General features: G+C 73.6%; 20 protein-coding genes and 1 tRNA gene. 11 read left to right on the forward strand and 10 right to left on the reverse strand.

Translation table 11 applies throughout. The annotated features are described in order from the left end of the window. Positions 1-56: 56 nt before the first annotated feature. The 3 genes from ACTWP5_RS26790 (at position 57) to ACTWP5_RS26800 (ending at position 4136) form a co-directional block, all read left to right on the forward strand. A complete protein-coding gene (locus ACTWP5_RS26790; RefSeq protein ID WP_443223708.1) occupies positions 57-1667 on the forward strand; it encodes a hypothetical protein in 1611 nt (536 codons plus the stop codon). A 244-nt stretch (positions 1668-1911) separates the two neighbouring features. After that, a complete protein-coding gene (locus ACTWP5_RS26795; RefSeq protein ID WP_443223709.1) occupies positions 1912-3144 on the forward strand; it encodes a macrolide family glycosyltransferase in 1233 nt (410 codons plus the stop codon). 212 nt (positions 3145-3356) lie between these two features. Further along, positions 3357-4136: an AraC family transcriptional regulator gene (locus tag ACTWP5_RS26800; protein WP_443223710.1), complete on the forward strand. Its 780-nt coding sequence runs from the start codon at positions 3357-3359 to the stop codon at positions 4134-4136. Here ACTWP5_RS26800 and ACTWP5_RS26805 read toward each other — a convergent pair. Together ACTWP5_RS26805 and ACTWP5_RS26810 are read right to left on the reverse strand one after the other, a co-directional pair. Then, positions 4039-4935 (reverse strand): aminoglycoside phosphotransferase family protein, encoded by an 897-nt coding sequence (locus ACTWP5_RS26805; RefSeq protein ID WP_443223711.1) that lies wholly within the window; start codon positions 4933-4935, stop codon positions 4039-4041. The genes ACTWP5_RS26800 and ACTWP5_RS26805 overlap by 98 nt on opposite strands. Positions 4936-5092: 157 nt before the next feature. After that, positions 5093-6010 (reverse strand): LysR family transcriptional regulator, encoded by a 918-nt coding sequence (locus tag ACTWP5_RS26810; RefSeq protein WP_443223712.1) that lies wholly within the window; start codon positions 6008-6010, stop codon positions 5093-5095. Positions 6011-6105: 95 nt separating this feature from the next. On the opposite strand from ACTWP5_RS26810, the gene ACTWP5_RS26815 reads away from it, so the two are divergent. Beyond that, a complete protein-coding gene (locus ACTWP5_RS26815) occupies positions 6106-7230 on the forward strand; it encodes an aldo/keto reductase (protein WP_443223713.1) in 1125 nt (374 codons plus the stop codon). A 76-nt stretch (positions 7231-7306) separates the two neighbouring features. Beyond that, on the forward strand, positions 7307-8350 hold the full coding sequence (locus ACTWP5_RS26820; protein ID WP_443223714.1) for an aldo/keto reductase: 1044 nt from the start codon (positions 7307-7309) through the stop codon (positions 8348-8350). A gap of 247 nt (positions 8351-8597) precedes the next feature. Here the strand turns inward: ACTWP5_RS26820 and ACTWP5_RS26825 are convergent. From ACTWP5_RS26825 to ACTWP5_RS26835, 3 genes are all read right to left on the reverse strand, one after another. Then, positions 8598-8674 (reverse strand) — tRNA-Lys (locus tag ACTWP5_RS26825). 77 nt (positions 8675-8751) lie between these two features. Continuing rightward, on the reverse strand, positions 8752-9138 hold the full coding sequence (locus ACTWP5_RS26830) for a hypothetical protein (RefSeq protein WP_443223715.1): 387 nt from the start codon (positions 9136-9138) through the stop codon (positions 8752-8754). Positions 9139-9261: 123 nt separating this feature from the next. Next, positions 9262-10185 (reverse strand): phosphatase PAP2 family protein, encoded by a 924-nt coding sequence (locus ACTWP5_RS26835; protein WP_443223716.1) that lies wholly within the window; start codon positions 10183-10185, stop codon positions 9262-9264. A gap of 178 nt (positions 10186-10363) precedes the next feature. Here ACTWP5_RS26835 and ACTWP5_RS26840 point away from each other — a divergent pair, with 178 nt between their 5' ends. After that, positions 10364-10972 (forward strand): histidine phosphatase family protein, encoded by a 609-nt coding sequence (locus tag ACTWP5_RS26840; RefSeq protein ID WP_443223717.1) that lies wholly within the window; start codon positions 10364-10366, stop codon positions 10970-10972. Positions 10973-11034: 62 nt separating this feature from the next. On the opposite strand, the gene ACTWP5_RS26845 is transcribed toward ACTWP5_RS26840, so the two are convergent. Next, the gene (locus ACTWP5_RS26845) at positions 11035-12447 is read right to left on the reverse strand and encodes a hypothetical protein (RefSeq protein ID WP_443223718.1); all 1413 of its coding nucleotides are present in this window, start codon (positions 12445-12447) and stop codon (positions 11035-11037) included. 187 nt (positions 12448-12634) lie between these two features. On the opposite strand from ACTWP5_RS26845, the gene ACTWP5_RS26850 reads away from it, so the two are divergent. From ACTWP5_RS26850 to ACTWP5_RS26865, 4 genes are all read left to right on the forward strand, one after another. Next, entirely contained in the window at positions 12635-12979 is a 345-nt protein-coding gene (locus ACTWP5_RS26850; RefSeq protein ID WP_443223719.1) for a hypothetical protein, read from the forward strand. Positions 12980-13178: 199 nt separating this feature from the next. After that, positions 13179-14000, forward strand: coding sequence for a spermidine synthase (locus ACTWP5_RS26855; RefSeq protein WP_443223754.1), 822 nt, complete (start codon positions 13179-13181; stop codon positions 13998-14000). A gap of 178 nt (positions 14001-14178) precedes the next feature. Next, the gene (locus ACTWP5_RS26860) at positions 14179-14901 is read left to right on the forward strand and encodes a B3/B4 domain-containing protein (RefSeq protein WP_443223720.1); all 723 of its coding nucleotides are present in this window, start codon (positions 14179-14181) and stop codon (positions 14899-14901) included. An 82-nt stretch (positions 14902-14983) separates the two neighbouring features. Further along, on the forward strand, positions 14984-15646 hold the full coding sequence (locus tag ACTWP5_RS26865) for an FMN-binding negative transcriptional regulator (protein ID WP_443223721.1): 663 nt from the start codon (positions 14984-14986) through the stop codon (positions 15644-15646). A 215-nt stretch (positions 15647-15861) separates the two neighbouring features. On the opposite strand, the gene ACTWP5_RS26870 is transcribed toward ACTWP5_RS26865, so the two are convergent. The 4 genes from ACTWP5_RS26870 to ACTWP5_RS26885 are packed head-to-tail and all read right to left on the reverse strand — an operon-like array spanning position 15862 to position 20694. Then, entirely contained in the window at positions 15862-17277 is a 1416-nt protein-coding gene (locus ACTWP5_RS26870) for a GH1 family beta-glucosidase (RefSeq protein ID WP_443223722.1), read from the reverse strand. A gap of 54 nt (positions 17278-17331) precedes the next feature. After that, positions 17332-18267, reverse strand: a complete 936-nt coding sequence (locus ACTWP5_RS26875) for a carbohydrate ABC transporter permease (protein ID WP_443223723.1) — start codon at positions 18265-18267, stop codon at positions 17332-17334. After that, complete coding sequence (locus tag ACTWP5_RS26880) at positions 18267-19343, reverse strand: carbohydrate ABC transporter permease (RefSeq protein ID WP_443223724.1); 1077 nt, start codon at positions 19341-19343, stop codon at positions 18267-18269. The genes ACTWP5_RS26875 and ACTWP5_RS26880 overlap by 1 nt, the downstream gene beginning before the upstream one ends. Positions 19344-19356: 13 nt before the next feature. Then, positions 19357-20694, reverse strand: a complete 1338-nt coding sequence (locus tag ACTWP5_RS26885) for an ABC transporter substrate-binding protein (RefSeq protein ID WP_443223725.1) — start codon at positions 20692-20694, stop codon at positions 19357-19359. Between the two features lie 237 nt (positions 20695-20931). On the opposite strand from ACTWP5_RS26885, the gene ACTWP5_RS26890 reads away from it, so the two are divergent. Next, the gene (locus tag ACTWP5_RS26890) at positions 20932-21969 is read left to right on the forward strand and encodes a LacI family DNA-binding transcriptional regulator (protein ID WP_443223726.1); all 1038 of its coding nucleotides are present in this window, start codon (positions 20932-20934) and stop codon (positions 21967-21969) included. Positions 21970-22762 lie beyond the last annotated feature (793 nt).

A 22762-nucleotide genomic window follows, 5' to 3' on the forward strand; every position in this document is an offset into this window, starting at 1 on the left:
CTCCCTCGCTTCCTTCCTCCCTTCCCTCCCCCCGCCATCCCCCGAGGAGTGTCGTGGTGCCCACCCCGCCCGAACCCCAGCCCTCCGCCTCGCCCGCGCCCGGACGCCCCACCCGCCGCGCCGGCCGCCGCCCCGCCCCCGTTCCGCTGCGCCTCGCCACCCCCGGCGCCGTCCCCACCGACGTGCCGACGGGCCGGACCCTGATGATCCAGCCGCCGTACGTGCACGACAACTACCTCGCCGAGGACACCGCGTTCGTCACCGACCGGCAGCCCTTCCTCCCCGTCGCGCCGCTGTACGCCGCCGAGCTGCTCCAGTCCCGGGGCGCGGCCGAGCCCGAGCTGTTCGACTGCCAGCTGCACGACCTGCGCGAGGTCCCCGACCTCGACGCGTACGACTCCTTCGGCATCAGCGTGATGGGCGCGCAGAACATCACCCCCGCCGTCCACGTCTTCCGCCACCTCGCCCGGCACGTCGACCCCGCCCGCGTCCACGTCGGCGGGCAGGGCGTCGAGCGCCTCTTACCCGAGGAGTTCCAACGCCTCTTCCCCGCTGCCCGCAAGACCGAGCGCCAAGCCCTGGCCGGCCTGCCCGGCGCCATGGACGCCACCCTCGACCGGCAGGTCGACCGCCTCACGGACGACGACCTGCGCGTCTACCTCAGCAACGAGCTGACCCTCCCCTTCAGCCAGGGCTGCCTCTTCGGATGCAGCTTCTGCGGCGCCCAGATCCAGCGCCGCGAGACGTTCTTCAACACCCGCGCCGTCCTCGACCTGTACTGCCGGCACGCGGTCCGGCTGGGCATCAGCTCCCTGGAGCTGTACTGCACCTCCCTCGACTTCTTCCAGCAGGCGCTGCCCGGCGGCGACCTCGCCCTCCTGACCCGCCACCTGGCCGACGTCGCCGACGTCTCCCGCGAGCACGGCGTCACCCTCACGCTCCACGCCCTCACCCGCGCCGACTCCTACAACGCCGCCATGGCCTCCGACCACGTGCGCGAGCTCGTCCAGGCCGCGGGCTTCAACCGCTTCGGCTTCGGCGCCGACGGCGCGGCCTCCGTCAGCCTGCTGCGCGCCATGCGCAAGCACGCCGACGGCCTGCGCTCGGACCTGCTGCGCGCGTTCCAGCACATGGAGGAGCACGCCATGGTCCCCGAGATCCTGTACGTCTTCGGCATCCCCGAGGACAACGAGGAGACGCTCGCGGAGACCCGCGAGCTGTGCGGCATGCTGCTGGAGACCTTCCCCCACTCCGAGTACCGGGGCTTCCCCGCGAAGAACGAGATCCCCGGCAACGCCAACTGGAACCGCCCGGGATGGCGCGGCTCGCCGGGTCACACGGCCCTGCTGGAGCGGCCCGACCTCTTCCTGAACCTCGGGTTCGAGACGCTGGCCAACGAGATCTCCCACGCCGACCCCGAACGGCGGAGGATGGTCAACCACTACGCCGTGGACATGAGCCACCACGCCCACCGCCTCGGCCGCGTCCGCAGCTACCTCACCGTCCCGCTGGCCGACGACTCGGCCGCGCTGATGGACGACGTCACCCTGGAGCGCTTCCGCGACATCGTCGGCCACTACGCCCCGCGGCTCGCGCCCGAGCTGCGCAGGGACAACCTCACCGCCTACCGGGCGCGCCTCAACTCCGCGATCCCGAAGGACAGCTGACGGCGCGCCCCGGCGGCGCCGCCGCGTCGGGGCGCCGGACCCGCACCCGGAGAGGTGGGAGCGGTTAGAGTCGTCACCATGCACTTCCTCCAGATCTACGGCTGACGCGGGCGGGGCGGTTCGCCTCGCCGCGTCCCGCACACCCCCCGCCGTGCGCCGCCACGACCGGGCGTTCCCGCCCGGGTGGCCGGCGCACCGGCTCGTCGTGCCCTGTTCGCCGTAGACCTGAAACGAGGGGTCCCCCATGTCCTCCCCCAGCACCTCCCCGTCCCCATCCCCGTCCGCGTCCGGGTCGCCCTCGCGCGCCACCCGCCGCCCCGCCCACGTCGCGATGGTCGGCATCCCCGCCGTCAGCCACGTCCTGCCGAGCCTGGAGGTCATCCGCGAGCTGGTGGCCCGGGGCCACCGGGTCACCTACGCCAACGACCCGGCGGTGGCCGAGCTGGTCGCCTCCACGGGCGCCGAGCTGGTGCCCTGCGCCTCCGGCCTGCCCGTCGCCGACAACGACTGGCCCGAGGACCCCATCGCCGCGATGAGTCTCTTCCTCGACGACGCCGTGCGCGCCCTCCCGCAGCTGCGCGCCGCCTACGACGGCGACCCCGCCGACCTCTACCTCTACGACATCGGCGCCTACGCCGCGCGCGCCCTCGCCGAGCGCCAGGGCCGCCCCGTCCTCCAGCTCTCCCCGACCTACGTGGCGTGGGACGGCTACCAGGAGGTGGCGGAGCAGCTGTGGCGGCTGCCGGGAGCCGACGCGTACCGCGCGACGTTCGCGCGGTGGCTCGCCGGCTGCGGCGCCACCACCACCGACGTCGACGCCTTCTCCGGCCACCCCGCGCGGGCGCTGGCGCTGATCCCCCGCGCCATGCAGCCACACGCCGACCAGGTCGACACCGACGCGGTGACGTTCGTCGGCCCCTGCCGGCCCGCGCCCGCGGACGACCGGGCCTGGACGCGCCCGGCCGACGCCGAACGGGTGCTCCTGGTCTCCCTCGGCTCGGCGTACACGCGCCAGCCGGAGTTCTACCGCCAGTGCGTGGCGGCCTTCGGCACGCTGCCCGGCTGGCACGTCGTGCTCCAGATCGGGAAGTACACCGAGCCGCGGGAGCTCGGCGAGATCCCGCCCTCCGTCGAGGTGCACTCCTGGGTGCCGCAGCTGGAGATCCTGGAGCAGGCCGACGCGTTCGTCACCCACGCGGGCATGGGCGGCTGCTCCGAGGGCCTGCTCACGGGGGTCCCGATGATCGCCGTGCCGCAGGGGGCCGAGCAGTTCGCCAACGCCGACCGGCTCGTCGAGCTGGGCGTGGCCCGCCGCGTCGACACGGCGGAGGCGACGGCGCGGACGCTGCGGGCCGCGCTGGAGGAGCTGCTCGCCGACCCCGAGGTGGCCGGCCGCCTCGCGCGCCTGCGCGCCGACGCCCGAGCCGAGGGCGGGACGCCCCGGGCCGCCGACCTCGTCGAGGCCATGCTGCCCTGACCGCGCGGGGCGGCGGCCGACCACCCGCCCCCGGCGCGCCGTTCCTCCGAGCGGACCGGGGGCGGGAGGGGAAGCCCGCCGTGTCCGGGCCGTCCGGCCGTGTCCCGGACGGTCCGGACGCCTTGCGGGCGGTTCTCGCGCCGCCACATGCTGGGGCAGACCGGACCGAGGGGGGCCGCGGGGCCGCGGGTCCGCGCACACCGGGGGTAGCCATGGTGGTGACCGAGTTCAGCACCGAGAGCGTGCCGGCGTCGGACCGGTTCGCCCTGTTCGAGGAACACGCCCGGCGTCTCCACATGCCGACGCTGCTCCGCAGCGACCAGGAGGACGACTTCCGCGCCGCGATGCGCGTGGCACGACTCGGGGAGATCCAGCTGTCCACCCACACCTTCCCGTGCCTGGACGTCGCGCGGACCCCGCGCCTCGTCAGGGAGTCCGACCCGGAGGTGTACCAGCTCAACCGCGTCCTCGCCGGCGGCGGGCACCTCGCGGTCGACGGCCGCGAGACGGCGTTCCGCGCCGGCGACGCCCTGCTCCTCGACAGCGGCTCGCCGTGGCGTGGACGGTCCGTCGCCGTCGTCGCCGCCGCCCACGGGATCTCCGTGCGCCAGCTGTACCGGCTGTTCGCGACGAGCGGCACGACCCCCGCGGCCTGGATCCGCGAGCGCCGCCTGGAGCACTGCCGCCGCGACCTGACCGACCCGCGCCTGCACGGGCGCTCCGTCCACAGCATCGCCCTGCGGTGGGGCTTCACGGACCCGTCGCGCTTCAGCCGGCTCTTCCGCATCACCTTCGGGATGTCGGCCAGGGACGACCGGCAGCGTGCCCTTCGGACGGGACGCGACGCGCCCGCGCGCGAGACGAGCCGTTCGCGGACCTCGGACGGCCCGCTCGTCAGACGCCCTTCAGAACACGGTCAAGTGCCGCCCGGCCCACGGGCCCCCAGTTCGGCTTGCCGCCGGGAAGGCCCCGGTCTCCGTTCTGCCCCATGAGCATCAGGAAGAGGCTCTTCATGGCGGCCAGCCCGCGGGCGCGCCGGACCGCCGCCTCGTCCGCGTGCGCGTACGTGTCGAAGAACCGTGCGGCCGTGCCCGCGGGCAGCAGCACCCACGCGGCGGCGAGGTCCCACGCCGGGTCGCCGGCGAACATGTCACCGAAGTCGACGACGCCCGAGAGCGTCCCGTCAGAGACGACGACGTTGGCGGGATGGAGGTCGCCGTGCACCCACACGGGTGGGCCCTCCCACGCGTCGGCCGCGACGGCGTCGTCCCAGACGGCCCGGACGTCGGCGGCGACGTCGTCCGCGGCGACGGCCCGGAGGAAGTCCTCGAAGCCGCCCGTGCAGTCCCGGGGATGGGCACCGCGGTCCGTGGCGATCGGCGCGTCGGCGGGCGCCTTCACATGGAGCGCCCGGAGGAAGCCCGCCAGCGTGTCGGCCGCGTGGACGCCGCGGCTGATCGAGCCGTGGTCCAGCGGCTCGCCGGGCACCCACGTCATCACGGTCCAGTGCCTGGGAAAGCGCTCGGACGGCTCGCCGAACCGCACCGGGGTCGGCACGGGGAGCGGCAGCCGCGGGGCCAGCACGGGGAGCCACCGCCGCTCCCTGAGCTGGTGCTCCGGGGTGGGGTCCATGCGCTGCATCCGCACGGCCAACTCGTCTCCGAGGCGCCACATCTGGTTGCCCCAGCCGCCCGCCACCTCGCGGATGGCCAGCCCCGCCAGGTCCGGATGCTGCTCCCGCAGCAGCTCGCGGACCAGGTCTGCGGTGATCTCGATCGCGGTGTCGGTCATGCGACGCCACAGTACCGAGGCGGCAGGCGCAACGGCTCCGGCCGCGAGGTCGTCCGCGTCGTGGCCCGCGCCCACGGCGGGGACGACCACGCCCGGCCACCGCCGGAGAGCGGCCTGGCGGTGACGTCGCCCTCCCCGTCCTGACCCGCCCGTGGTCTCACCCGGCCGACCAGCCCTGATCGGCGGCCACGGCGCGGGCTGTCGCGGCCAGGGCGGCCAGCGGGGAGGGAACCGACGGCGTGGCGGGGCGCTCGGCGGTCTCGGCGAGAACGAGTTCGAGGGTGACGGCCGGCAGGTCGTCGCTCAGGGACAGCACGCTGACCTCGGGCAGCGAGGCGGCGACGGAACGGGGCAGCAGCATGAACCCGCTGTCGTGCACCCCGAAGTCGTTGCGCAGGCCCGGCACCGGGTTCTCCCAGACGGGGAACGACTCCCCCGTGCTGCCGGCGGCCACGAGGACCGCCTCGTAGTAGTCCGGGGCGAGGTCACGGGCGAAGACGCGCAGCGACTCCCCGCGCAGTTCCCGCAGCGCGATCTCGCGGCGGTGGGCGAGCCGGTGCCGGGGGTGGACGGCGGCGACGTAGTCCTCCCGCCGCAGCGGCAGGACGGTGCAGCCGTCCGGTGCGGCGAGGTGGCGGCCGAGCGCCGCGTCCGTCTCGCCCGAGCGGAGGGAGGCGGTGAGCTCGGTGTCCCACAGCTCGCGCGCCTGCACCCGCACCAGCGGGTGGGCGTCGGCCATGGCGGCGATCAGCAGGGGCGTCTCGGTCGACGCCGTGGTGGGGCCGTACCCGAGGCGCACGGTGCCCTCCGCCCGGCGGGCGGCCTGGCGGGTGAGGGCGACGGTGCGTTCGGCCGCCTGGAGCGTCTCCCGGGCCGCCGCCACGAAGACCCGGCCGGCCGGGGTGAGGCGGGTGGGGCGGCGCAGGAACAGCGCGATGCCCAGCTCGCGTTCCAGCGCGGCGATCTGGCGGCTGAGCGGGGGCTGGGCCATGTGGAGCTGGGCGGCGGCGCGTTCGAATCCGCCGGTGTCCGCCACCGCGATCACGTAGCGCATCAGTCTTAAGTCAATCGACATACCTTGAGGATATATCAGCAGACCAGAACGGTGTGTGCATGAGGCGAGTGCCGAAGCTACGCTCACTTTCCGTAAGTGGAGGAAGGGAGAACCAGGTGTTCGACGACGAGCCCGCGACGGCACACGGCGTGACGCGACGACGCGTCCTTCGGGCCGGCGGCGGCCTGGCGGCCGCGGCCGCGGCGACGGCGGCGACGGACGGGAGAGCGACCGCGGCTCCGACGCCGGCTGCGCCTCCGGCCCCGGAGCGCGGGGACCTGATACGCAGACAGGTCCCGAAGACGGGCGAGTGGCTGCCCGCCATCGGCCTGGGCACGTTCATGACCTTCGACACACGCCAGGGCGCCGACACCGCCCACGTCACCGAGGTGGTACGCCGGTTCTGGGAGGAGGGCGGCCGGCTGATCGACACCTCGCCCCTGTACGGCACGTCCGAGGCGAACACCGGGACGGCCGTCGCGGGCCTGGGCATCCAGAACCAGGTCTTCCTCACCAACAAGATCTGGTCCACGGGTGACTACCTCTGGGACGACAGCCACGCCCTCGCCAGCCTCGAACGCTCCCTGGAACGCCTCGCCCGCGACCGGCCCGTCGACGTCCTCCAGTGCCACAACCTGGTCAACGTCGACTGCGTCATACCGCTGCTGCACGCCTGGAAGCAGGAGGGGCTGGTGCGTCACATCGGCCTCACCCACCACGAGCCCGCGTACTACGACATCATGGCCGACTGGGTGGAGCGCGCCGAACTGGACTTCATCCAGGTCCACTACTCCATCCGCACGCGCGAGGCCGAGGCCCGCCTGCTCCCGGCAGCCGCCGACAACGGCGTCGCGGTCATGGTGAACATGCCGCTGGAGAAGGGGCGGCTCCACCACGTCGTCGCGGACCGCGCCCTGCCGGGCCTCGCCGCCGAACTGGGCGTCCACACCTGGTCGCAGTACTTCCTGAAGTGGGTCCTCTCCCACCCCGCGGTGACCTGCGCGCTGCCCGCCACCTCCGACCCCGGGCACCTGCTGGAGAACGTCGCCGCCATGCGCGGCCCGCTGCCCGACGCGCACACCAGGCGCCGGATGGTCCGGCAGCTGACCGACCTGCCGGGCTTCGACGACATCCCCACCACGCCCTGGTACCCGGGCACGTCCTACCCCGGCCTGGTCAGCGACGCGGCCGCGCGACTGCGTCAGCGCAGCCCCTGGTGGCCACCCACGCCACCGACGTGAGCGCCCGGTCCCGCGTCACCGGCTCGCCGCCGTCGCGTTCCTCCCACCCCACGAGCCACCCTGGAGGCGGTTCCTCATGCGTTACCGCACGTTCGGCCCGAGCGGACTGCGGGTGTCCGAACTGATACTCGGCACCATGACCTTCGGCGAGGACTGGGGCTGGGGCGCCCCGGCCGAGGAGTGCCGCAGGCTGTTCACCGCGTACGCCGAGGCCGGCGGCAACATGCTCGACACCGCCAACGCCTACACCAACGGCTCCAGCGAACGCATCGTCGGCGACCTGCTCGCCGCCGACCGGGAAGGCTTCCTGCTCGCCACCAAGTACACCCTCTCGACGGACGGGAGGAACCCCAACGCGGGGGGCAACCACCGCCGCAACCTGGTCCGCTCGGTGGAGGCGAGCCTGAAGCGGCTGCGCACGGACTACATCGACCTGCTCTGGGTGCACATCTGGGACCCCAGCACGCCGCTGGAGGAGACCATGCGCGCCCTGGACGACCTGGTCAGGGCCGGGAAGGTGCTGTACATCGGCATCTCCGACGCCCCCGGCTGGGTGGTCTCCCGTGCCAACACCCTCGCCGCCTGGCGCGGCTGGAGCCCGTTCGTCGCCCTCCAGGTGCCCTACAGCCTGGCGCAGCGCGACATCGAACGCGACCTGCTGCCGATGACCGACGCGCTGGGTATGTCCGTCACCGCCTGGGGCCCGCTGGCCAGCGGGCTGCTGTCCGGAAAGTTCACGCGCGGGGCCGCGTTGCCGGAGGGGACGACGCGGCTCAACACCGCCGAGATCAGCGAGCGCGAGCTGGCGGTCGCCCGCGAGGTGGACGCCGTCGCCGACGAGCTGGGCGTCACCTCCGCCCAGGTGGCGCTGGCCTGGACGATGCACCACCGGGACAGCGTTCACCCCGTCCTCGGTGCCCGCCGTCTCGACCAGCTCACCGACAACCTCGCCGCCCTCGATCTGACGCTGCCCGAGGAGGCCGTGACGCGCCTGGAGGCGGCCACCGGCTTCGAACTCGGCTTCCCGATCGACTTCATCAACCAGGCCCGGGGCTTCGTCTACGGCGAGACGGCCGACCGCACCGAGCTGCGCTGGCCCCAGCGAAACCCGAGGGCGTGAGCACCCGGCCGAGACTCACCCAGGTCCGGGCCCGCGGGGACACCGTCCAGGTCCCGGTGCCGGCGGCGTCGCCCGGGACGAGGAGGCGGTGTGAGCGCCGGGCCGGGACGAACCCGGCGGGTCGGCCATGCGCCGGGAGGTCCGGGCCCGACGCGCGGAAGGATCGCGCGCCCCGGCTCGTGAGTCCGAGCCCAGACGCCAGAACGCCAAATGCCCAGGCCAGAAGATGATCTTCTGACCTGGGCAGTGGTGCGCCGCCAGGGACTCGAACCCCGGACCCGCTGATTAAGAGTCAGCTGCTCTAACCAACTGAGCTAGCGGCGCCTGGTCACGTCGTAGACCTTAGCACCCCGATCTGCCTGCGCAAAAATCGGTTACCGGGACCTCTCCGGACCCGGTCGTCACCCGTCGCCGGCCTCCTCGTCCGTCTCCTGGCGGCGGCGGAGCACGTCCCGTCCGTAGTCGATCATCTTCGTCGCGTAGTCCTCCGTCCAGCCCGCGCGGTCGGCGATCGCGGCGGGTGGGAGGCGGTCGAAACGGCCGGGGTCGGCCAGCTGGGCCGCCGCCACGGCCTGGTACTCCACGGCGCGGTCGGCGGCGGCCTGGAAGGCCACGGCGAGCTCCGTGGCCCGCCCCAGCAGCTCGGCGGGGTCGGTGAGCTTCTCCAGGTCGAAGAAGTGCTCGGGCTCCTCGTCCCGGCGGTCGGCGGGGTCGAAGAAGAGGGGGGCGGGGCGGCGGAAGCGCGGTGAGTCGGCGCGCGGCCGAGGGTCCTGGCCGGAACCGGACATCGTCAGTCAGCCTCCACGGTCGGGATCAGGGGGAGAACGCCACGGCGGCGGCGCCGAAAGCGGAGCGGGCGGGAGCGGGGGAGCGGGGAGGTGGGGACGTCGGCGGGCGCGGCGGCGCGGGGCTCACGTGCGCCGCGCCGCTCCATTGTCCCTCCCGTGCGCCCCCGCCGTCGGACGCCGTGCCCCCGGCACCCTCACCGCCGCCGTCCCCCCGGCCTTCCCGCTCTCCGAGGGGGCCGGCCGGCGGGGCCCGCCGATCGCGACGGGAAGGCTGTCGTGCTCCGTGCCGGGCGCCGGCGTGGCCAGGCCCCAGCGGGTGCGGAAGCGGTGCGACAGGCGCAGCAGCGGCCGGGCGGTCAGCAGGCCGACCGTCATCACCACCACGCCCGCCAGCGCGTCCAGGAAGTAGTGGTTGGCGGTGCCCATCACCACGATCGTGGTCCCCAGCGGGTACGCCAGCGCCACGCCACGGGTCAGCAGCGAGCGGCTGCCGTAGTGCCACAGGGCCACGCCGCACCACACCGACCAGCCCACGTGGAGGCTCGGCATGGCGGCGTACTGGTTGGTGAAGTCCCCCATGCCGCTCGGCGCGCTGGCGTCGTCGGTCCACCAGCCCCAGTGGCTGTACTGCGCCAGGCTGTCGACGAAGCCGTAGCTCGGGTCGAGCAGCCGGGGCGGGCTGGTGGGCATCAGGGTGAACCCGACCAGGCCCAGCAGGGTGGAGGTCAGCAGCCAGGTGCGCATCATCCGGTAGTGCAGGGGGCGGCGGCGGAAGAGCCACACCAGCACGATCGGGGTCACGATGTAGTGCAGCGAGGCGTAGACGAAGGACGAGGGGACGCCCAGCCAGGCCACCTGGGTGAACAGCTCGTTCAAGGGATGTTCGGCGTTCAACCACAGGGAGCGTTCGAAGTGGAGGATGGCGAGGCCGTTGTCTATCGCCGTGTCGACGTTCCCGCGCGCCAGCATCCGTGCGACGGTGTACGCCCCGTACACGACCACGATCAGCAGCAGCTCACTCCACCAGCGCGGCCGGTCTCGGGGCATGTTCTCGCTTCTCCAGGCTCACATCAGCATCTACCGCGGGCTGCGCCCGTCCATCAACCGTAAGGCGACGTCCTCCTTGGGGGACGCCAGGGGCGGTTGGTTCGGTTGCCTCCCTCCCTAGGCGATGATGTGCGATGGGTGCGAGATTGGTGAAGGCGTTTTCTCGGGGAGGCTTCAGATGGCACGGCGGATCCTGCTGGTCAGGCACGGCCAGACCGAGTGGTCCGTGTCCGGCCGCCACACCGGGCGGACGGACGTTCCGCTCGTGGAGGACGGTCGAACCCAGGCGAAGGCGCTGGGGGCGCGGCTGCACCGCTCCCCCTGGCACGGCCTGCGGGACTCCGACGTTCGCACCAGCCCGCTCTCCCGGGCCGCGGAGACCTGCGAGCTGGCGGGCTTCGGGGACCGGGCCACCGCCTGCGACGCGCTGATGGAGTGGGACTACGGCGACGTGGAGGGGATGACCGCCCACGAGGTGGTCGAGCGCCGTGGCGAGGACTGGCGGCTGTGGCGCGACGGCGTCACGGGCGGCGAGACCCTGGCGCAGCTCACCGGGCGCGCCGACGCGATGGTCGCCTGGGCCAACGCGGCGGAGCACGACATGCTGCTCTTCGGCCACGGGCACATCCTGCGCGCGCTGGGCGCGCGCTGGCTCGGGGAGGACGTGAGGTTCGCCGCACATCTCGCCCTGGCCCCGGCGTCGCTGAGCGTCCTCACGTTCGGCTCCTCGGGCGAGCGGGTCGTGGAGCGCTGGAACGACACCTCGCATCTGGAGGACCGCGGCTGAGGGCCGGCGACCGCCGGGGGCGCGGCCCCGTGACGTCACGCTGTGACGTCACGGAGGCGACGTCACGCCGCGGCCTCGCGGAAGGCCGCGACGGCCGGGTCGGAGGCGTGGGGCGACAGACGGTCGGCCGTCGCGGCGAGCAGGGCGCTGACGCGGCTGGAACGCACCCGCGTCAGCAGCTCCAGGGAGTGGTGGGCGACGGTCGCGGCCTCGGCGGGATCGCCGTGGCGGGCGAGGTGGCCGGCGAGTTCCGCGGTGAAGAGCGCGACGTTGCGCGTGAAGCGCGGCTCCTGGAGGTCGACGGCCCGCCGCGCCTGCGCGGAGGCCCTGCCGAACACCCGGAGCGTCGCCCAGCACTGCGCGGTCAGGCTGGCCATCTCCGCCTCACCGAAGAAGGTCATCCACTCGGGGTCCGCCGCCGACGGCCCCTGGCCGTACAGCTCGGCGGCGAGGCCGAGGGCCCGCTCGCAGCTGGCGCGCTCGTCCATGCCCGCCCAGCCGCCGGCCTCGCGCAGCGCGAGGAGCGACCGCAGGCGGGGGGAGCCGAGCCGGCGAGCGGCCCGCGCTCCGGCCTGGGCGGCGCGAACGGCCTCGCGGGGGCGGCCGGCGTCGCGCGCCAGGAAGGCCATGTTGCAGAAGGCGTGCGCCTCCAGGCCGGCGTCGCCGCCCATCCGGGCGGTGGCCAGGGCCTCGGCGTAGTGGGAGCGGGCCGCCGAGAAGCGGCCCGAGTCGTGGGCCAGCCAGCCGACCGAGACGGCCAGCTCGCCCGTGCCCCCGTGGAGCCCGTCGGCGACCGACTGCCGCCGGGTGCCGACGTCGAGCAGGGCGTGGGCGGCTCTGAGGGCCTCCTGGGCGGGCCGGTAGAGGGCGTCGGCGCCGTAGCGGTCGTCGAGCAACCGGATGTCGCGCACCGCCTGCCACACGGCGTCGACCTCCCGCGGTCCCGGCCGGGCCGTGGCGGGGGCGGGGCCCAGGGAGGTCAGTGTCGCGAGGGCGGCGGTGCCCCCGGTCACGAAGGAGCGACGCAGCACTTCGTCCTCCTCGGTATCGGTGAGGTCGGTCGGGTCGGTGGGGCTGGCGGGGCCGGCGAGGCCGGCGAGGTCCGCCGGCGTGGCGCGTCGGGCCGGGCGGCCGGCGTCGGGTGGGTCGCCGGGCGGGCCACACGGTCGTCGGTGGGTGCGGCCACGGACCAGCTGGCGAGGCTCGAAGCCCATGTCGGTCAGGCTGCGCCCAGGGAACATATGGATGAATACCCGCTCGTACGAGTAGTTAGGGCAGCGAATCTCGCCCGCCTCCACCCGTCCGACGTAGCGCGCGTCGCACGCGACGTTCTCGCCGATCTCGCGCGCCGCCCGGCGTACCGCCGCGGCGAACTCCGCGGGCGACAACGGGCCCCGCAGCTCCCGGAAGCGACGGTTGGGGGCGCGGTCGGGGCCACCTCGCCGGGACCGAGGCGCCGCTGGGGAGGTCGCCATGGGCGGACCGTACCGTGCGGCGGGAGTGTCGTTCTCCCGAATATCACAACAAAACGGGTCATCATTCCGGGTATCTGCCATGATCTGCCACCCTTTACGGCGGTCTTCGGCCGTAGCCGTTGACGGCGCTCCCGCGTTGTATCCACGACGTACCCACCTGACCGCGAACCGCGAGGAGGACACCGTCGTGGATGCGACGTCCGTCGACCTGGTCACCGTGCCCGCCCGTGAGGGGCTAGAGGCCGTCGACCTTCTGCGTCTGCGCGAGCGCGTCGGACCCGTGCTGCACGACAGGGAGGGTGACACCGTCGGCTTCGTCGTTCCGCCGGGCACCGCCGCGCGCTGGGACGTGCCCGGCAGCGCCTGCGCGCAGGCCGTCGGGCCCTTCGGCCCGACCCAGCCGCCGGTGTCCGGCAGCTGCTGGCTCGTCGCGCCCGACGGGGCCGTGGCCGAAGCGACGGAGCCGGAGGTGCTGCGCGACGCCCTCCGCGAGGCGGAGAGGCTGCTCGCCGTGGTCGACCGGAGCCGGTGAGCCGCTGCCCCGGAGCCGGCGAGCCGCTGGCTCGGGGCCCGGCCGCGGGGTGGCCGACCCGCCCCCGCGCCCGGCGCGGCCGACACGGCAGACTGGGGACGTGGCGAAGTGGAGAGGCAGGGGCCGTCGGGCCGCGGGGGAGGACCCCGTCGAGCACGGGGAGGCGAACGGCGGCCGCAGGCGGCGGGGACGCGCCGAGCTGAGTGAGGCCGTCGACGGCGGCGTCGCGCGGCTCGTGCCCGACCCGGACCGCGAGGGCGCCTGGGAGCTGCTGATCGGGGGCGCGGCCCAGTCCCACGTCGACCTCGCCGAGCCCCGCCGGCTGGTCTTCGAGTACCAGCGCCGGCTGGGGCACGTCGCCGACCTGCTGGCGCCCGCCGGGCGGCCCGTCACCGTGCTGCACCTGGGCGGCGGGGCCCTCACCATGGCCCGGTACGTCGCCGTCACGCGGCCACGCTCCGAGCAGCAGGTGGCGGAGCCGGACAGCCGGCTCACCGCCTTCGTCCGCCGTGAGCTGCCGCTGCCCCACGGCAGCCGGATACGGGTGAGGGCGCTGGACGCGCGCGTCGTGCTCGACCGGCTGCCCGAGGGGTGGGCGGACCTCGTCATCGTCGACGTCTTCGACGACGCGAGGACCCCGGCGCACTGCACCAGCGGGGAGTTCCTCGACGCGGTGCGGCGCGTGCTGGCGCCCGGCGGCTGGTACGCGGCCAACCTGACCGACGGCCCGCCCCTCGCCCACCTGCGCGGGCAGGTGGCCACGGCGCGCAGCCGCTTCCCGCACGCCTGCCTGATGGCGGAGCCGGCCGTGCTGCGCGGCAGGCGGTTCGGCAACGGGGTGCTGCTGGCCGCGGACCGCGAGCCGCCCGTCGCCGAGCTGACGCGGCGCTGCGCGGGCGATCCGTACCCGGCGCGGCTCCTCGCCGACGCGGAGCTCACGGACTTCGCGGCGGGCGCCGCCGTGGTCACCGACGCCACCGCCCTGCCCTCGCCCCGCCCGCCGGACAGCGTCTTCCGCTGACGGCGCCCGGCGTGGCCCGACGGCCGCATGCCGGAATCGCCACGTGCCGCGCCCCGGGGGTCGACTACCGTACGGGACGCGGGGGTCCGCCCAGGCCGGCCGCGTGTCCCGCCGCGTGCCGTCGTCCCCCGTCGTTCCGATCCCCGTCGTTCCCCCTCGTTTCCGCAGTGGAGCAGTGATGACATCCCCGACCGCCTCCCTCACGGCCGTCCTCGCCGAGGCCACCATCGCGCCCGAGGTCACGGCCCTGCGCCCCGACTACCGCGCGCTGCTCGTCGCCGTCGAGGGGCTCCACCCGGGGCCGAGCGACGCGGCCAGCGAGGAGGTGCTGGCGCGCGCCGAGAAGGAGGCCAGGGAGCGCTTCGCCGAGCAGCCGCCGGGCGAGAACCCCCACGTCCAGCAGTGGCACGAGGCGTTCCGCGCCGCCGGGATGAAGCCCAAGCGCACGCGGCCCAGCGTCGAGGCGCTGCTGCGCCGCGTCGACGCCGGCCTGCCGCGCATCGACCGCATCACCGACGTGTACAACGCGATCTCCGTCGCCCACGTCCTGCCGCTGGGCGGCGAGGACCTCGACCGGTACCAGGGCCCGCCGCGGCTGCTGCGCGCCACGGGCGAGGAGGGCTTCGAGACCACCGCGAACGGCGAGCCGGTGGTGGAGTCTCCCGAGCCGGGCGAGGTGGTGTGGGCCGACGACCTCGGCGTGACCTGCCGGCGTTGGAACTGGCGCCAGTGCACCCGCACCCGCATCACGGGCGAGACCACGCGGGCGGTGTTCGTCATGGACGCCCTCGGTGCCGTGGACGACGAGGAGCTGGGCCGCGCGGGCGAGGAGCTCGTGGCCGGCCTGGCTCGGCTCGGACCCGGCGTCGTGGCCGTGACGCGGCTGGTCACGGGCGCGTGACGGCGACCTGACGGGGTCGGCGGGACGGTTCTGACATGCCGGGGAGAGCGGCGCGGCGGGTGAGCGTGAGGAGGAGGACGCCATGATGATCCACCCGTGGGACGCGGCCGACGAGGCCGGCGAGTGGCGGGCGTGGCTGGCGGCCGGCCGGGACTTCGGGCAGCTCGTCGTGAACGGGCCGCCCGGCGGGCCGCCGTTGGTCCTGCCCACCCACTTCGTGCTCGACGAGAGGGGGGAGGGCGACGGCGAGGCCGGTCTCGCCGAGGTGGTGACGCACTTCGCCCGCCCCAACCCGGTGTGGCGGGCCCTGGCCCTCGCGCCGCGCGTGGCCCTCAGCGTCGTGGACGACTACGCGTACGTGCCCGCCGCCTGGCGCGCCCGCGACGACGAGCCGCCCGACCACGGGGTGCCGACCTCGTACTACGCGGCCGTGGTGCTGACCGGCCTGGCCGAGATCGTCGACGACCCCGAGGAGAAGGCCCGGCTGCTGCGCCGCCAACTCGCCCACCACGAGCCGGCCGGGGGCCACGCCGAGGTCACCGTCGACGGGCCGCCCTACGGCAGGCAGCTGTCCGGCATCCGCGGCCTGCGGATCCGGGTGACCGACGTGGCGGCGAAGTTCAAGTACGACGGCCACCGTCCCGAGGAGCAGCGGCGCGCCGTGGCGGCCCGTCTGGTCGAGCGCGGTGGCCGGCTCGACGCGGGCGCCGCGCGACAGCAGCTGCGCCGGCTCGGCGACGCCTGAGCCGCGGGCTCAGACGGGGACGCGGTCCGGCCGCGGGTCCGGGCCGCACGACGGGGCGGCGCCGGCCCGCGGCCGGAAACGAACAGGGGGTCCCGGTGCCGGTGCTGGGTGACTGGTGGCTGCACCGGCCCGGGACCCCTGGCATGCCCGGCGCGTCGGGCGGTGACGGGGTGCGCCGGGCATGCCCTTCCCCCCCTCACAGTGGTCCTCTTCGCCTACGCGGGCAGCTGCCCCGCGGCGATCACCTCCGAGTACCAGTGCGCGGACGCCTTCGGAGTGCGCTTGAGCGTCTCGAAGTCGACGTGCACCATGCCGAACCGCTTGCTGTAGCCGTAGGCCCACTCGAAGTTGTCCAGCAGCGACCACAGGAAGTAGCCGCGCACGTCCGCGCCCTGCTCGATCGCCGTGTGGACGGCGCCGAGGTGGCCGTGCAGGTACGCGATGCGGTCCGAGTCCTGGACCATGCCCGCCTCGTCGGCCTTGTCCTCGAACGCGCCGCCGTTCTCCGTGATGTAGAGCGGCAGGCCCGGGGCCTCGCGGCTGTAGCGCAGCAGCAGCTCGGTGAGGCCGGTTGGGTCGATGAGCCAGCCCATCTCGGTGCGCTCACCCGGCACGTTGTGGAAGCGGACCAGGTCGTGGGAGCCGACCCACGGCGAGTGCTCCGACTGGCCGTGGCCGTCGGCGCCCTCGGTCGGGTCGCCGTCCTGGGCGGCGGAGACGACGGCCGGGGTGTAGTAGTTGATGCCCACCCAGTCCAGCGGCTGGTGGATGGTGGCCTCGTCGCCGTCCTGGACGAAGGACCAGTCGCTGACCCGCGCGGTGTCCCGCTTGAGGTCCTCCGGGTAGGCGCCGTGCAGCACCGGGTCGGAGAAGATCCGGGTCTGGAGCGCGTCGATGCGACGCGCCGCGTCGGCGTCCTCGGGGCTGTCGGAGTACGGCCGAGCGACGACGGGGTTCCACGTGATGCCGATCTGCGCGCCGCGCGGCAGCACCGTGCGCAGGGCCTTGACGGCCAGGCCGTGGGAGAGGTTCAGGTGGTGGGCGGCCTTGAGTACGGACTCGGGCTCGGTGCGGCCGGGGGCGTGGACGCCCGAGCCGTACCCCAGGAAGGAGGCGCAGAACGGCTCGTTGTGGGTGGCCCACATGCCGACCCGGTCGCCGAGGGCCTCGCCGACGAGGAGCGCGTAGTCGGCGAACCGCTCCGCCGTCTCGCGGGCGGGCCAGCCGCCGGCGTCCTCCAGCTCCTGGGGGAGGTCCCAGTGGAAGAGGGTCAGGCAGGGGGCGATGCCCTTCTCCAGCAGGCCGTCGACGAGCTCGCGGTAGAAGTCCAGGCCGCGCTGGACGGCCGGGCCGCGGCCGGTGGGCTGGACCCGGGACCACGAGACGGAGAAGCGGTACGAGCGCAGGCCGAGCCCGTGCATCAGCTCGATGTCGTCGCGGAAGCGGTGGTAGTGGTCCACCGCGACGTCGCCGGTGTCGCCGCCGAGCACCTTGCCGGGGGTGTGGCTGAAGGTGTCCCAGATGGACGGCGTACGACCGTCCTCGCGGGCCGCTCCCTCGATCTGGTACGAGGAGGTGGCCGCGCCCCACAGGAAGTCCGCAGGAAACACCCGGGGTTGGATTTCAGTCATGGAAGCGCTCCCATTTCACGGTAGGAGAGGAGTGTCGGACCTCGGAGTGGGTGATCAGCCCTTGATCGCTCCGTGCATGATGCCGCCCACGATCTGCCGCCCGAACAACGCCAGTGCGACGAGCAGCGGGAGGGTGGCGAGCACCGCGCCGGCCATGATGGCGCCCTGGTTGGGGACGTAGCCCTGTCCGATGCCGGTCAGGGCGACCTGGACCGTGGGGTTGTTCTGGCTGAGCACGATGAGCGGCCAGAAGAACTCGTTCCACGCCATCACGAAGGTGAGCATGCCCAGCACGGCCATGGCGGGTCGGGCGGCGGGGAAGACCACGTGCCACACGATCCGCAGGCTGTGCGCGCCGTCCACCCGGGCGGCCTCGATCAGTTCGGTGGGCAGCGCCGCCACCAGGTACTGGCGCATGAAGAACACGCCGAAGGCGCTCACCAGCATCGGCAGGATCACTGCCTGGAGGTGGTCGGTCCATCCCAGGTCGGAGATGTACATGAACAGCGGGACCACGGTCAGCTGCGGGGGCACCATCATCGTGCCGATGACCAGCAGCATCAGCAGGTTCCGCGCCCGGAAGCGGAGCTTGGCGAAGGCGAAGCCCGCCAGGGTGCAGAAGAGCACCGTCGCCACCGTGATGGTGGAGGCCACGAACAGGGTGTTGATCATGGCGTGGCCGACGTTGCCGCGTTCCCAGGCCATCTCCCAGTTCTCGCCGAGGTGGCTGCCGAACCAGAACGGCGGGGTGGCCTCGGCCAGCCGCTTGTTGTCGTGGGAGGAGGCGATGAACGCCCAGGCCAGCGGCGCGACGGAACCCAGGGTGAAGATGGCCAGGACCGTGTACGTCAGCCAGCCGCCGTGCAGCTGCCGGCCGGCGCTGCCAGCCCTGCGGGCACGTCCACGGCGGGGCGGCGCGGGGGGTGGGGAGCCGGCGGAGCGCTCCGTGACCGGCAGGGCACCGGCCCGCGTGCTTGTGGTGGTCGCCATCACGCCTCCTCGCCGCTCGTGCCACTGCTGCGACCGATCAGGCGCGTGAGGGCCCAGTAGACCAGCCCGATGAGGATCAGCAGCAGGAACATGACCCAGGCGATGGCGGCTGCCCGGCCCATGTGCAGGTTGTACCAGCCCGTCTCGTACATGTAGAGGCCGAGCGTCTGGTAGTGGCCCTGTGCGCCACCGTCCGGCTGGCCCTCGCCGAAGAGGAGGGGTTCACCGAAGATCTGGGTGGCGCCGATCGTGGAGACCACGATCGTGAAGAGGATCGTCGGCCGGAGCGCGGGGATCGTCACGTGGCGGAACTGCTGCCAGCGGTTGGCGCCGTCCAGCGAGGCCGACTCGTACAGGTCGTTCGGCACGGCCTGCATGGCGGCGAGGTAGATCAGGGTGTTGTACCCGGTCCAGCGCCAGATCACGATCGCCGAGACCGCGAGCTTCGAGGTCCAGTCGCCGGACTCCCAGTCGATGGCGTCGACGCCGACGAAGCCGAGGGCCCAGTTGATCATGCCGTAGTCGCGCCCGAACAGCATGGCGAAGACCAGGGCGGCCGCCGCCACGGAGGTGGCGTACGGGGCGAGCATCGCGATGCGGAAGAACATGCTCCCGCGCAGCTTGTAGTTGAGCAGGTGGGCGAGGCCCAGGGCCATCGCCAGCTGCGGCACCGTCGAGATGATCCCGATGAGGAAGGTGTTCCGCAGCGCGTTCCAGAAGTACTCGTCCTCCCACAGCCGGGTGAAGTTGTCGAAGCCGACCCACTCCATCTCGGTGGGGGTGATCATCGACGACTGGTGGAGGGCGGCCCAGCCCGTGTAGAGCAGCGGGAAGAGGCCGAACGCGGCGAAGAGGAGGAAGAACGGCGCGATGAAGCCGTAGGGGCTGAACTTGATGTCCCAGCGGTAGCGCCGCGACCGCCAGCTGTCGCGTTCCTTGCCGGTCGAGGGGGTGGGGGAGGCCGGTGAGCCGGACGCCTTCGCGGGGGAGTCGGGCGTCACCAGCGTGGTGCCGGGGCGCGGGGCCGCGCCCCCCGGGGATCCGGGAGGCGCGGTCGCGTTGTGATCAGTCGTCATCAGCCTTTCCCGATCACTCCGCCAGGGCGTTCTCGAGCTGGCTCATGGTGTTGTCCCAGGCCTCGTCGGGCGAGACGCCCTGCTGCTCGATCTGGACCAGACCGTCGGTCAGGCCCTCCTGGATGGTCTGGTCACGCGGGCCGATCACGGCCGCGGGGATCTCACCGGCGGCGTCGGAGAAGATCTGGCCGGTCGGCGCGCCGTTGAAGTACTCGCTGGTGACCGAGACGACCTCGGAGTCCGCGGCGGCCTCCGCGGACGACGGGAAGACGTTGGTCCGCGTGAAGAGCTTGACCTGCTGCTCGGGCGCGGTCAGCCAGGCGGCGAGCTCCACGGCCTCGTCCACGTGCTCGGCGGAGGCCGGCACGCCGACGAAGGCGCCACCCCAGTTGGAGGCCTGCGGGGCGGCGGCGACGTCCCAGGTGCCGGCGCCCTCGGGGCCGGCCTTCTCCTCGATGTAGCTCAGCATCCAGGCCGGGCAGGCGATCGTGGCGAAGTCACCGTTGGCGAAGGCGCGGTCCCAGTCCTGGGTGAACTGGTCGAGGCGGGCGGTCATGCCCTCGGTGTTGGCGGCGCGGACGGAGATGTCCCAGGCGTCCTGGACGGCCTGGCTCTCCTCGTAGACCAGCTCGCCGGCGTCGTTGTAGAACCGCTCGTCGTAGCCGTAGACGACGGCGTTGAACACGCTGCCCGCGGAGTCCACGAAGGCCGCGTCGCTGGAGGTGCCGGCGAGGAAGTCGTCACCGACGTCCAGGTAGTTCTCCCAGCTGCCGTCCCACAGCTCGGCGAGCTCCTCGCGGTCCGTGGGGAGCCCGGCCTCCTCGAAGAGGTCGGTGCGGTAGCAGATGGCCATCGGGCCGATGTCGTAGCCGAGGCCGATGACCCGGCCCTCGGGGTCGGTGGCCTGGGCCACCTTCCACTCCTGGAAGTGGCTGAGGTCGACGTCGTACTCGTTGAAGTCGATCCAGCGGGGGCTGAGGTCGCCGGCCATCTCCGCGATGTTGCCGACCTCGATGGCCTGGATGTCCGCGAGACCGCTGTTCTGGGTGAGGCGGTTGCGGAGCTGGGTGATGTAGTCCTGGTTCTCCTGGACGGAGGTCTGCTCGATGTTGATGTTCGGGTGGAGCTCCTCGTACTCGGCGTAGAGCTCGGCTGCCTCGAACTGGATGCTCCCGAACAGACCGACGTTCAGGGTGATCTGCTCGTCGCCGCCGCCACCACCCTCGCCGTCGTCGTCGCTGCTGCAGGACGCGAGCAGGCCGGTGGCGAGGACGGCCGTCAGACCGACCGCGAGTGATCTGTGGACGTGGCGGCGCGGTGGGAACATACGGGTACGGGCATTACTACGCATGACGGGTCGTCCTCCTGGCTCACTGACGTTGCCTTCCCAGCCGGGTGGTGCGACGCGTGGGGGGCGGGGGGCCTGGGCTCGGAACGTACGGGTTCTGTAGGGTTTGGCATATGTAGGAGCGCTCCCAGATGTGATGAGTTGAAGGGTTCCGGAGCCATCGACGCGTGTCAAGACGTCGAGGCTCACGACTCGGTATCCGTGATGTAGTTGGATCCTGGGGCTGAAACTGGAGGATCGATGGCAGAGGCAGGACGCGGCACGGGCCGCGATGGCAGACCAACGCTCGAACAGGTCGCGGCCCGCGCGGGGGTGGGCCGGGGCACCGTGTCCCGCGTGATCAACGGCTCGCCCAGGGTGAGTGATCGCACACGTGCGGCGGTGCAACAGGCGATCGCCGACCTGGGATACGTCCCCCACCGCGCCGCCAGGGCGCTGGCGGCCAACCGCTCGGACGCGATCGCGCTCGTCGTGCCCGAGCCGGAGGAGCGGCTCTTCACCGAGCCCTTCTTCTCGGGCATCATCCGCGGCGTGAGCGCGGAACTCGCGGACACCGACATCCAGCTGCTGCTGACGCTCATCCGCACGCCCAGGGAGCGGGAGCGCTTCACGCAGTACGCGGCGAGCAACCGCCTGGACGGCGTGCTGATGATCTCGGTGCACGGCGACGACCCGCTGCCCGACCAGCTCGCCGACGCGGGCGTCCCCGCCGTGATGACCGGCCGCAGGTCGGCCGAGGAGCGGGTGCCGTACGTGGACTGCGACAACGGCGGTGGCGCCCAGCTGGCCGTGGAGCACCTGCTCGGTCGCGGCAGGAAGCAGGTGGCCACCATCGCGGGCCCCGCCGACATGTACGTCGCCCAGTGCCGCCTGGAGGGGTACCGGGAGGCGTTGAGCGCCGCGGGGCTGCCGGTGGACGAGGAGCTGGTCGCGCGCGGCGACTTCACCGAGGAGAGCGGACACGTCGCCATGCGGGAGCTGGTGCGGCGCCGGCCGGAGCTGGACGCGGTCTTCTGCGCGTCCGACCTGATGGCCGTCGGCGCCCGGCGCGCCCTGCGCGAGGTCGGGCGCTCGGTGCCGGACGACGTGGCCCTGGTGGGCTTCGAGGACTCGGCACTGGCCCGGCACATGGACCCGCCGCTGACCAGCGTCAACCAGCCCACGCAGGCGATGGGGCGGGCCATGACGCGGGCGCTGCTGGAGGAGATCGGGGACGGCGGACCCGAGCTGCCGCGCCTGGTGCTGCCGACGGAGCTCGTGCGACGCGCGTCGTCCTAGCCCTGGCGCCGGCAAGGGCGCCGGCCCTCGTCCGGCCCTTTCCCCCAGCGCCCGTCCCGGTCCCCGCCGCCTCGACCGCCGCGGCCACGGCGGGGGCGGCGACGGCGGCCACGAGGACGGCGGCGACGGCGGCGGTCCGTGGCGCGACCTCCGCCCCGCCCGTTCACACCTCGAACGCGCCGCGGCCGCGGCGGCCGGGACGACGGGGGTGAGGGCGCGGGATCGTGTCATCGACATCAAGCTCACCACAACGTCGGACGAAACAGTCCGAGGCGGCCGGCTTCGCGGCCCGAGGCGCCCGCGGGATCAGCCCCGGCGGGGCCGGACGGACGGCGCGGACGGCGGTGGGCGGGGGCACGGGACGTGGTGGGGGACGGGGTGCGGCGAACCGCTGACGTGTCCGGCGCCGCCCGGCGGACCGGCCCCGCGCACGGCTTCGACCCGGTCCCGGCACGGCTTCCGCACGTTCCGGCGCGTTCCGGCACGTTCCGGCGCGGCCCCGGGGAGTCTCGCGAGCACCCCGGGAGACGCCCGCCGGCGCGGCACGAGGACCCGCCCCCGGCGGGGGTGTGCGATCTCACATGGCCGGGGATCGCCCTCCTCCGTGGCCGGGGGTGCCGACCCCGCGTGTCCGTCGTGGGGCCGATCTCGGCCGCCCCGCGCGGTCCCCGCCCGCCCAACGCGCCCGCCCAACGCACCCGCCCCCGGTGCCTGGAGAACACCGGGGGCGGGGCGTGGGGGGAAGCGCGGCGGTCAGACCGCCGCTGTCAGAAGCCGGTGGTCACGCCGTCCG

This window comes from Streptomyces sp. 4N509B (assembly GCF_052245655.1).
Classification (GTDB): Bacteria; Actinomycetota; Actinomycetes; order Streptomycetales; family Streptomycetaceae; genus Streptomyces.

What these genes read in the sequence shown, in the direction of transcription:
- ACTWP5_RS26795 (WP_443223709.1), top strand. Translation starts at nt 1,912, where the DNA reads ATGTCCTCCCCCAGCACCTCCCCGTCCCCATCCCCGTCCGCGTCCGGG.
- ACTWP5_RS26800 (WP_443223710.1), top strand. Translation starts at nt 3,357, where the DNA reads ATGGTGGTGACCGAGTTCAGCACCGAGAGCGTGCCGGCGTCGGACCGG.
- ACTWP5_RS26805 (WP_443223711.1), bottom strand. Translation starts at nt 4,935, where the DNA reads ATGACCGACACCGCGATCGAGATCACCGCAGACCTGGTCCGCGAGCTG.
- ACTWP5_RS26810 (WP_443223712.1), bottom strand. Translation starts at nt 6,010, where the DNA reads ATGTCGATTGACTTAAGACTGATGCGCTACGTGATCGCGGTGGCGGAC.
- ACTWP5_RS26820 (WP_443223714.1), top strand. Translation starts at nt 7,307, where the DNA reads ATGCGTTACCGCACGTTCGGCCCGAGCGGACTGCGGGTGTCCGAACTG.
- ACTWP5_RS26830 (WP_443223715.1), bottom strand. Translation starts at nt 9,138, where the DNA reads ATGTCCGGTTCCGGCCAGGACCCTCGGCCGCGCGCCGACTCACCGCGC.
- ACTWP5_RS26835 (WP_443223716.1), bottom strand. Translation starts at nt 10,185, where the DNA reads ATGCCCCGAGACCGGCCGCGCTGGTGGAGTGAGCTGCTGCTGATCGTG.
- ACTWP5_RS26840 (WP_443223717.1), top strand. Translation starts at nt 10,364, where the DNA reads ATGGCACGGCGGATCCTGCTGGTCAGGCACGGCCAGACCGAGTGGTCC.
- ACTWP5_RS26845 (WP_443223718.1), bottom strand. Translation starts at nt 12,447, where the DNA reads ATGGCGACCTCCCCAGCGGCGCCTCGGTCCCGGCGAGGTGGCCCCGAC.
- ACTWP5_RS26860 (WP_443223720.1), top strand. Translation starts at nt 14,179, where the DNA reads ATGACATCCCCGACCGCCTCCCTCACGGCCGTCCTCGCCGAGGCCACC.
- ACTWP5_RS26865 (WP_443223721.1), top strand. Translation starts at nt 14,984, where the DNA reads ATGATGATCCACCCGTGGGACGCGGCCGACGAGGCCGGCGAGTGGCGG.
- ACTWP5_RS26870 (WP_443223722.1), bottom strand. Translation starts at nt 17,277, where the DNA reads ATGACTGAAATCCAACCCCGGGTGTTTCCTGCGGACTTCCTGTGGGGC.
- ACTWP5_RS26875 (WP_443223723.1), bottom strand. Translation starts at nt 18,267, where the DNA reads ATGGCGACCACCACAAGCACGCGGGCCGGTGCCCTGCCGGTCACGGAG.
- ACTWP5_RS26880 (WP_443223724.1), bottom strand. Translation starts at nt 19,343, where the DNA reads ATGACGACTGATCACAACGCGACCGCGCCTCCCGGATCCCCGGGGGGC.
- ACTWP5_RS26885 (WP_443223725.1), bottom strand. Translation starts at nt 20,694, where the DNA reads ATGCGTAGTAATGCCCGTACCCGTATGTTCCCACCGCGCCGCCACGTC.
- ACTWP5_RS26890 (WP_443223726.1), top strand. Translation starts at nt 20,932, where the DNA reads ATGGCAGAGGCAGGACGCGGCACGGGCCGCGATGGCAGACCAACGCTC.